The sequence below is a fragment of the Mesorhizobium sp. M1A.F.Ca.IN.022.07.1.1 genome (genome assembly GCF_003997575.1).
Lineage (GTDB): Bacteria > Pseudomonadota > Alphaproteobacteria > Rhizobiales > Rhizobiaceae > Mesorhizobium.
The window spans coordinates 1-9,624 of record NZ_RZST01000227.1 but is presented as its reverse complement, the minus strand read 5'-3'; the positions used below and the strand labels follow the sequence as shown (position 1 = coordinate 9,624).

General features: G+C 65.5%; 7 protein-coding genes and 1 pseudogene. All 8 read left to right on the top strand.

The features are described 5' to 3' along the window. On the top strand, window positions 1–341 hold a 341-nt coding region (locus EOA75_RS22245; RefSeq protein ID WP_127325162.1), incomplete at its 5' end, for a M10 family metallopeptidase C-terminal domain-containing protein. Between the two features lie 171 nt (window positions 342–512). Next, window positions 513–2,213, top strand: coding sequence for a type I secretion system permease/ATPase (locus EOA75_RS22240; protein WP_245466703.1), 1,701 nt, complete (start codon window positions 513–515; stop codon window positions 2,211–2,213). Beyond that, on the top strand, window positions 2,210–3,550 hold the full coding sequence (locus EOA75_RS22235; RefSeq protein ID WP_095824821.1) for an HlyD family type I secretion periplasmic adaptor subunit: 1,341 nt from the start codon (window positions 2,210–2,212) through the stop codon (window positions 3,548–3,550). Before EOA75_RS22240 ends, EOA75_RS22235 begins: the two co-directional genes overlap by 4 nt. Before the next feature lie 491 nt (window positions 3,551–4,041). Then, window positions 4,042–6,483: an ATP-binding protein gene (locus EOA75_RS22230; protein WP_127215105.1), complete on the top strand. Its 2,442-nt coding sequence runs from the start codon at window positions 4,042–4,044 to the stop codon at window positions 6,481–6,483. A 5-nt stretch (window positions 6,484–6,488) separates the two neighbouring features. After that, entirely contained in the window at window positions 6,489–6,875 is a 387-nt protein-coding gene (locus tag EOA75_RS22225; protein WP_082980640.1) for a response regulator, read from the top strand. Window positions 6,876–7,058: 183 nt separating this feature from the next. Next, on the top strand, window positions 7,059–7,451 hold the full coding sequence (locus EOA75_RS22220; protein ID WP_127215110.1) for a response regulator: 393 nt from the start codon (window positions 7,059–7,061) through the stop codon (window positions 7,449–7,451). Further along, complete coding sequence (locus tag EOA75_RS22215) at window positions 7,451–9,199, top strand: YaiO family outer membrane beta-barrel protein (protein WP_127325160.1); 1,749 nt, start codon at window positions 7,451–7,453, stop codon at window positions 9,197–9,199. Before EOA75_RS22220 ends, EOA75_RS22215 begins: the two co-directional genes overlap by 1 nt. Before the next feature lie 2 nt (window positions 9,200–9,201). Beyond that, window positions 9,202–9,624: pseudogene (locus tag EOA75_RS22210) on the top strand (HEAT repeat domain-containing protein); the annotation flags it as partial.

Below are 9,624 nucleotides of genomic sequence, written 5' to 3'. Positions count from 1 at the left end.
GTGCCGGCGCCGACACGCTCGCGGGCGGTATCGGATCCGACATTTTCAGCTATGGCGCAGCTTCGGAGTCCACGCCAGCGGGCTTCGACACCATCACCGACTTCGTGCATGGCGTCGACAAGATCGACCTGTCCGCGATCGACGCCGTCTCGGGCGGCAGCGATCAGGCCTTCTTGTTCGGCGGTCAGACTTCGGCCACCGTCGCCAACAGCATCACCTGGTCCGAAGTCGGCGGCAACACGATCGTCCGAGCCGACGTCAACGGAAGCGGTGGCGCAGAGTTTCAGATCACGCTGACTGGCGTCAACCTCGGACTGACGGCCAGCGACTTCGTGCTGTAACCAAAGAGGTGAGCCGCGCCCGCGCGGCTCACCATCCCGCTACAGGATTCAGCTACGAATTAAGGTTTACGACAGGTTTACGAGCGGATCGCGTGGCCGGGCGAGGGATCCGGAGTAGTATCGTTCCGGGCCATGCAGTTTGGACAGGGGGCGGTTCTGCCGCTGGGTATTTTGAGTCTCGATAACAAATCCGGGATTGTCAGGGAAGCGCTTCGCGCCTGCCGCCGCTATTTCCTGTTTGCGGCGGTGTTCAGCCTGGCCATCAACCTGCTTTACCTCGCATCGCCGCTCTACATGCTGCAGATCTACGACCGGGTGGTCACCAGCGGCAGCGAGACGACGCTGGTGATGCTGACGCTGGTGCTGCTTGCGGCGTTCCTGGCGCTCGCCGGTCTGGACCTCGTGCGCGCCGCGATCCTGACGCGCGCCAGCGCGCGGCTCGACCGGCTGCTTTCGGCCAGGATCCTGGCGGCTTCCGTCGAAACCCCGTCGCAGGGTGCCTCGCCAAGCCAGCCGATCCGCGATTTCGACACCTTCCGGCAGGTGATCACCGGCAGCGGTATCCATGCCCTGTTCGACCTGCCCTGGTCGCCGATCTATATCGGCATCATCTTCCTCCTGCATCCCTGGCTCGGCTTCTTCGCGTTGGGCTCCTCGCTGCTTCTGATCGCCATGGCGGTGCTCAACGAATATATCGTGCGGGCGCCGCTGAAGCAGGCCAACGACCTTGCCACGGCCAACTACAATTTCACCGAAATGAGCCTCAGGAACGCGGAAGTCATCCGCGCCATGGGCATGATCGACGGCCTCGTCCGGCGCTGGGGGCGCGATCGCGGCCTGGCGCTCGGCCAGCAGGGGCGGGCGAGCGACCGGGCAGCGGTCATGTCCGGGCTGATCCGCTTCCTGCGCCTCACCATGCAGTCGCTTATCCTCGGCCTCGGCGCCTATCTGGTGATCGAGCGGCAGATCACCGGCGGCTCGATGTTTGCGGCCAGCCTGCTGCTGGGCAGGGGGCTGCAGCCGGTCGAGCAGATGGTCGGCCTCTGGCGCAGCCTGATCCTGGCGCGGGCCGCCCTTGGCAGGGTCGAGAGGCTGCTGGACGGCGGCGCGCAGGGCGGACGCTCGTTCAACCTGCCGAAGCCCTCCGGCAAGGTCGCCGTCGAGCAGTTGAGCTTCGCCATTCCCAGCCTACAGAAGGTGCTGCTGCGCGATGTGTCGTTCCGGCTCGAAGCAGGCGAGGCGCTCGGCATCGTCGGCCCTTCCGGCGCCGGCAAGTCGACGCTGGCGCGTCACCTAGCCGGCATCATGCAGCCGAGCCGCGGCACGGTCAGGCTCGATGGCGCCGACATGACGCAGTGGGGAAGGGAGGCGCTCGGCGACCATATCGGCTACCTGCCGCAGGACATCGAGCTGTTTTCAGATACGGTGGCCGCCAATATCGGCCGCTTCAAGACCGATGTCGACCGCGAGGTGATCGAGGCGGCACGGCTCGCCGGCGTGCATGAGATGATTATCCGGCTGCCGCAAGGCTACGAGACGCAGATCGGCGAGGGCGGGGCGGTGCTGTCCGGCGGCTACCGGCAGCGCATCGCGCTTGCCCGCGCCGTCTTCGGCCTGCCGAACCTCATCGTGCTCGACGAGCCGAGCTCCAATCTCGATGCCGACGGCGATCGCGCCCTGGCCGAATGCGCGCTGGAGCTGAAGCGTCGCGGCAGCACGGTGATAATCGTCTCGCACCGGCCCTCGACTTTGGCCAATGTCGACAAGATCCTGCTCTTGCGGGATGGCGCGGTCGAAGCCTTCGGCATGAGAAACGAGATCGTGGCGCTGCTCAACCAGCGCGCGGCACCGATCACGGTGGCGGCCCAATGACCGATATCGCCGCTACCTATCGCAACCTCGCCGGCACCGAAGATGCGGGCGCCAATGCGGACTCGATCCGGGCACCGGTGTGGATCGGCCTGCTCATCATCGCCGCCTTCTTCGGCGTGTTCGGCGGCTGGGCCGCGGTCGCGCCGCTCAATGGCGCGGTGCTTGCCGATGCGGTGGTGAAGGTCGAAGGCAACCGCAAGAGCGTCCAGCATTTCGATGGCGGCACGGTGAAGGAAATCCGGGTCAAGGATGGCGACATCGTCAAGGCCGGCGATGTGCTGGTGCTGCTCGACGATACCCGCGCCCGGTCGGAATTCAACCTCTATTCCCAGCAATATGCGCTGCTGCGCGCCACCGATGCCCGCATCCGCGCCGAGCTGGACGGCCATGAGGCGGTTGCCTTCCCGAACGACATCACCGCCGAGCACCAGGCCTATCTGCAGGACGCCATGGCCAACCAGATTGCCGACCTCGAGAGCCAGCGCGCCTCGATGGCCGGCGCCAGGCAGATCCTGCAGAAGCGCATCGCCGAGCTCGACGAGCAGATCGATGGCAAGCAGGCGCGCGTCGAATCCTTCCGCGCGCAGCTCAAGTCGACGATCGACGAAAAGGCAAGCCTCAACAAGCTGCTGAAGGCGGGACTGACGACGAAGCCGCGTATCCTGGAGCTCGACCGCTCGGCCTCCGATCTGCAGGGCCTGATCGACCAGGCGCTCGGCGAGATCGCCGGAAATCGCCAGAGCAAGGCCGAACTCGAAAGCCAGATCGCGCAGCTCACCAACGAGCGTCGCGCAAAACTTTCGGCCATGCTGATCGACACCCAGTCGAACCTTGCCGATCTGGTGCCGAAGATGTTTGCCGCACAGGCCACGGTGGACCGCGCCGAAGTGCGCGCGCCCTATGACGGCCAGGTGATGGACTTGACCGTCTTTTCGACCGGCGCGATCGTCGCGCCCGGCCAGACCATTTTGGATATCGTGCCGACCAGGAATTCGCTGATCGTTCAAGCGCAGGTCAAGGTCGAGGACATATCCAGCCTGCGCGCCGATATGACTGCCGAGGTCCGCTTCACCTCGTACAAGCAGCGCACGACGCCGGTCATCCACGGCCGCGTCACCCGCGTCTCGGCGGACCGCGTTACCGATGCCAAGACCGGCTTTCCCTATTACGTTGCCGACGTGGCGGTGAATCAGCAGGAACTCGCCGCCGCGCCGCAGATCCAGCTCTATCCCGGCATGCCGGCGCAGGTCATGATCGTCACCGAGGAACGCACCGCGCTGGACTACATTCTGGGGCCGCTGACCACGTCGCTCCATACGGCCTTCCGGCAGAAGTAGCGCGCGGACTGAAATCCTCGGGCCAGCTCTTCGGCTCTGTGCGTCGGTGCTCCAGCGCCACTACGCCGTTGCTGAACGGCACAGCAAAGACCAGCTTCAGTGCAAGCGGCTTGTAGACGGAAACAGCGGCTTGCCGCGGCCAGCAGCCGCAGGCCGTCGCCGAGGCCCGAATCTGCATGTCGTTGTGGCAGTTTGCCCGCTGATGTGGCCCACCTAGCAGCCGGCGGCAAGCTCATCGGCCTACTGCCCGAAGCGGTCGCCAGTGTAGCAACAAAACGTCGGCAACCTCGATGTGGAGCGCAGCTTGAGCATTGCCCGACAATGCTCGGCCACGGGCGATGCAGGCCAGACACGATCAGGCCACTTTGACGGTCGATCGCTGCCCTTCGCCAAGCGCTCACCACCCCGCAAACTAGGCCGGTCCCGCCCGCTCTTTAGACCTCGGATAGGTTTTGCCGGTATTTGTCGGAAAAAACAGAGCCGGAAAAGTCATGACCGAGATCTGGCACTCACTGCTGGCCAATCTTGCCCTGGTCTCCATCCTTATCGTCGCCTGGGACCTTGTGGCGGATTTCACCGGGCGTCTCTCGCGGCGGGCACAGTCGCTGCTTTTGGGCGTGGTCATGTGCGCGGGCGCGATCATTTCCATGGCGACGGCCTTGTCCGTCTCCGGCTTCATCGTCGACCTGCGCGCCGCGTTTATCGGAGCGGCCGCGTTCTTCGGCGGATGGCCGGCGATGTTCATCGCCGCTGCCGGCTCCATCGCCTATCGTCTTCATCTGGGCGGTCAGGGCGCCGAAGTCGGCGTCATGAGCATCCTGATCACCGCCGTCGTCGGTCTGGCCTGGCACCACATCGTCGCGGTCCGCTCGCGCACCATGTTCGACATACTCGGCCTCGGCCTGTCGGTCGCGCTGGCCGGGCTCATCACGCTTCTGGTCATTCCCTCGCAGGTCGTGACCGGCTTCGTGCAGCAGAGCACGTTGCCGTCGCTCCTGTTCCGCTTCCTGAGCACCTTCATCATTGCCGTGCTGCTCGACCGGCAGCAGCGGCGACGCGATCTCGCCATGTCCAACATGATATTCCGTGCCATGGTTCGCGAGCTGCCGGATAGTCTCAACGTGAAGGATGCGGAGGGGCGCTTCATCGCGGCCAATCCAGCCACCGCCGAACTGGTGCGCGCCGCCTCGGTCGAGGACCTTATCGGCAAGACGGATTTCGATTTCTATCCCAAGGACGTGGCCGAGCGCTTCAGGCAGGATGAATTGGGCGCGCTGGAGGCCGGGCAGACGTTGCGCATCGATCAGCCCGCGCTCCTGCCTGACGGCAGGCAGGGCTGGCTTTACACGCTGAAGGCGCCGTTCCGCGACGAGGCCGGCAAGATCGTCGGCGTCATCACCTACAATCGCGACATCACCGAGCAGAAGCGAAATGCCCAGCTCAAGAACGACTTCATTTCCACGGTCAGCCACGAACTGCGAACGCCGCTGACATCCATCCGCGGCTCGCTTGGCCTGATCGCAGCCGGCGTCGCGGGCGAGCTGCCGCCCAAGGCCGCCAACCTCGTCAACATCGCCCACAACAACAGCGAAAGGCTGGTTCTTCTCATCAACGACATTCTCGACATGGAGAAGATCGAGTCGGGCGTCATCACCTTCAAGATCAAGCAGATGCCCGTGCGTGCGGTGCTGGAGCAGGCCATCGCCGCCAGTTCCAATTACATGGCCGAGAGCGGGATACGCATCGTCCTGGTCGACGATGCCCCGCGCGCCGAAGCCAATATCGACCCCGATCGCCTGCACCAGGTGATGGCGAACCTGCTGTCGAATGCGATCAAGTTCTCCGATCCCGGCGGCACTGTCATGGTGAAGCTCCAGCGTCGCGAGCGCGACATGCTGCGCATCTCCGTTATCGATGAAGGCGCCGGCATCCCGGAAGCGTTCCGCAACCGCATATTCGGCAAGTTCGAGCAGGCCGATGCCTCCAGCACCCGCAAGAAGGGGGGCACCGGACTGGGCCTGAGCATCGTCAAGACCATCGTCGAAAAGCTCGGCGGCGCCGTGTCCTTCGAAAGCGAGGAAGGCAGGGGAACCTCGTTACACGTCGATCTTGCCGAAGCGCAGAGACAGGCCGAGAAGCCGGTTTTGGTCGAGCGCCGGTCGCGAAAGCGTGATGGCCGCCTGCGCGTCCTCATCTGCGAGGACGAGCCCGACATCGCTGCGGTGATCGCCGCGCTTCTCGACGCCGACGGCTTCTCCAGCGATGTCGCCCCCGATATCGGTACCGCAAAAGCGCTCCTGAACTCCCGCGACTATGTGGCGCTGACCCTCGACATCAAGCTGGCCGGTGAATCCGGCATCAAGCTCTTCCACGACATCAGGGTCTCGCCGGTGAATTCCGAGATTTCGGTCATCGTCATCTCCGCCATCGCCGACGAAGCCAGGCGCTCGCTGAACGGAACCGCCATCGGCATCGTCGACTGGCTGGAGAAGCCGGTGGATTCGGGGCGCCTTCACGCCGCTCTCGCCAAGATCCTCGCCAGCAAGGTCGAGCGGAGGCCGAGGATCCTCCACGTCGAGGACGACGAGGGCGTCCTTGCCGTGATGTCAGCGGGGCTCGGTCCGGGCGTCTTGATCGCTTCCGCCAAAACGCTGCAGGAGGCGCGGAAGGCGGTCGCAAAGCATCGCTTCGACCTGGTCATCCTGGACATACTGCTTCCCGACGGATCGGGACTGGATCTGCTCATCGATCTGCCGCTGGAAACCCAAGTCATCGTGTTCTCGGCGGCCGAGTTGGATCAGAACCTCGGTGACCGGGTGCAGGCGATGATGACCAAGACCAAGGCGTCGGAGATCGATGTCGCCAGGCTGGTCAGGAGCATGTTGGTCTCATCGCTCGATAGCGCCAGACCCGCCTCCAGTGCCAAGGAGTGATGATTATGCCGGCAAGGATCCTCTATGTGGACGACGAGGACGACATCCGCGAAATCGCCCAGATGTCGCTGGAACTCGAGCCGGAATTCGAGGTGCGGTCCAGCGCCTCGGGCATCGCAGCGCTGACCGATGCCGCCGATTGGCGCCCTGACCTCATCCTGCTCGACGTGATGATGCCGGACATGGACGGGCCGGAAACACTGAGGCGCCTGGCCGATTCGCCGCTGACCGCCGCGATTCCGGTGGCGTTCATCACGGCGCGCACCCAGACGCATGAGGTGGAGCGTTATCTCGCCATGGGAGCCGTGGGAGTGATCGCCAAGCCGTTCGACCCGCTGGCGCTTGCGGGCGAGGTGAGAAGGCTGCTTTCGGGGCGTTCCGGCCCGGTTTAGCCGGCGAGAAAGTCGCGCAAAAGATGCCTGTCGGCAAGGTCGGTTTTGCGTTTGCCGCTCCTATACCATGGCCCAATATTCATCTAGTGATTGTGTCGAAATGCGGCCGCCGCGAATCGGCTTTATCTAAGATCGCGCGGCGTCATCACTCCGGGGGGCGACGGAACCGGAGCAGGACTGGTGGTGGATGGAGCGAAGGCAAGAGTTCTGATCTGCGATGATGATCCCTTGTTGCTTGAGCTGATCGAATTCAGGCTAAGGGCGAAGGGATACGAGGTCATCAAAGCGGTGGACGGCGCCGAGGCGCTGGCGAAGGCGGAGCAGGACGGCCCCGACATCATCGTGCTCGACGCGATGATGCCCAAGGCCGACGGCATCGAGGTGCTGGCGCGCATCAAGGGCGACCCGGTGCTGTCGAAGACTCCGGTGGTGATGCTGACCGCCCGCAAGGCCGAGAAGGACATCGTTTCGGCGCTTGAGAAGGGCGCCGACGATTATCTGGTGAAGCCGTTCATTCCCGAGGAGCTACTGGCCCGGCTGGCGCGTCTCATCGCCCGCAAGGGCGGGAAGCGCTGATGCGGCGCGGCCGGCGCTCAGCCTTTGCCGCATGCCTGATCCTGGCGATCGCCGCCGCTCCCGGCGCGGCGCTGGCGCAGACTGTCGACGAGCTCTACGCATCCGGCGTCAAGGCCAGGCAGGCGCAGCATTTCGACGAGGCCGCCGATCTTTTCCGGCGCGCGCTGGCGTTGAAAGCTGACAATGCCGACGCTCTTGTGCAGCTTGGCTTCGCCGAGCTCGGCCGCAACGATCTGCCGGCGGCGCGCGACGCCTTTTCCAGGGCGCTTTCCCTTGCCCCGGCCTATCGCGATGCGAGCTTCGGCATGGCCCAGGTCGAATTCCGCTCCGGCAATCTGGATGCGGCGCTGCCGCTCGCCGAGAAGGTCGCTGAGGCAGAGCCCGGCAATGCCGACGCGGCAGCGCTTCTAGAGAACATCCGCAAGGCCAAGCAGGCCAGCCAGGCGAAGCCGGTTCCGGCTGCCGCGGCGCCGGCGAAGAAGCCGCCCCACCGGCGGCCCGATCCCGTCGCCATCCAGTTGGAGCAGGGCAGGCGGTTGCGGGCGGCGGGAAAGCCGGCCGAGGCCGAGACCGCCTATCGCCGCGCGCTCAAGCTGTCGCCCAGGAACACCGACACCCTGGTCGCGCTCGGCCTCGTTGTCGGCTCCACCCAGCGCTTCGACGAGGCCGGGCGGTTCTTCGACCGGGCGCTTGCGATCAGGCCCGGCCTTCTCGACGCTCGGTTGGGCAAGGTGCGCCTGGCGATCTGGCAGGGCGACGCGCCGCGCGCCCGCGCCCTGGTCGGTGATGTGCTGGCCTCAGCGCCGGACAATGTCGAGGCCCTCAACCTTGATGCGAGAATCGCCTTGCTCGAGGCCGACTACCAGCGGGCCGGGCAATCGTTGCAGCGCGCGCTGGCGCTCGATCCGCGCAATGCCGAGGCGCTGGTCGGGCTCGGCGACGTGCGCCGTGCCGAGGGCGACGACGAGGCCGCGCGGCAGGCTTACGGCCAGGCGCTCGCCATCGAGCCGGGTTCGGCCGATATCGAGCAAAGGCTGGCCGCGCCGCCGCCGCGCAAATGGCGGCTCGACCTCGGCAGCGAGGTGAGCGATCTCACCGACGGGCTTGGCGACTGGACCGACAGTTCGGCCGGCCTTTCCTATCGGCTATCGCCCCAAACGACGATCTCCGGCCGCACGCGGCTCGCCACCCGCTTCGGCAACACCGACGTCCAGATCGAGGGCCGCGTCGACCAGGCCTTCTCGCCGGCCTTCTCCGCCTATGCGCTGGCCGCGGCGACGCCGGATGCCGACTTTCTGGCGCGCTATTCGATCGGGGCCGGCGCTTCGTGGCAGGTCGTGGCGCCGGCGAAGGTCTTCGGCCCGCTTTCGCTCAACGTCGACGCCCGCTACGACAATTTCGCCGACGCCGACGTCACCAGCATCCAGCCCTGGCTGCAGGGCTATCTCCTCGACGGCCGTCTGGGGCTTTCCGCCCGCTGGGTGCATGCCGAGGACGATATCGGGACGCGCGCGGACGGCTATGTGCTTCGTGCCGACCTCGCGGTGACGCCGCATGTCAATCTCTTCGGCGGCTATGCCGACGCCCCCGAAATCTCCGACGGCACGCTGGTGCCGACGCGCACCGTCTTTGGCGGCCTCTCCGTCGACGTCAGCGATCCGCTGACGCTGCGCGCCAGCATCGCGCATGAACAACGCCCGACATTCGACCGAAGCATATTCGGGCTCGGGCTGACGGCGCGGTTCTGACCATGTGGTACGTCTGGAATCTCTCCATACTGCTCAGCGCGCTCTCCCTGGTGATCATGCTGTTTTTGATCGCGCGCCGTTTGCTGCGGGAGCGCCGGGACAGCGCCAGAGCCGGACAGCGGCGCCAGCTTCTGACGGCGCTGATCGCCTTCACCGAAGATCGCGACCGCCAGACGCTGAAAACGGCCATTCTTTCGGTGCCGCCGGGCGTGGCGATCGAGGCCGGCTTCGAGTTCGTTTCGCTGCTGCGCGGCGAGGAGCGTGACGAGGTCCTTGTCGCCTTCAACGAATGCGGCCTGCCGGCCCTCGTCGGCAGGCAGCTGGAACGGGGCAATGTGGCCGAACGCATCCACGCGGCCGAGATGCTGGCGGCGCTGGGGTCGCAGAATGCGACGGCTAGCCTGCTTTCGGCGCTGGACCAGGAC

Excerpts from the sequence above, each read along its gene's own strand:
- EOA75_RS22215 (WP_127325160.1), top strand. The coding sequence starts at position 7,451 with ATGCGGCGCGGCCGGCGCTCAGCCTTTGCCGCATGCCTGATCCTGGCG.
- EOA75_RS22235 (WP_095824821.1), top strand. The coding sequence starts at position 2,210 with ATGACCGATATCGCCGCTACCTATCGCAACCTCGCCGGCACCGAAGAT.
- EOA75_RS22230 (WP_127215105.1), top strand. The coding sequence starts at position 4,042 with ATGACCGAGATCTGGCACTCACTGCTGGCCAATCTTGCCCTGGTCTCC.
- EOA75_RS22225 (WP_082980640.1), top strand. The coding sequence starts at position 6,489 with ATGCCGGCAAGGATCCTCTATGTGGACGACGAGGACGACATCCGCGAA.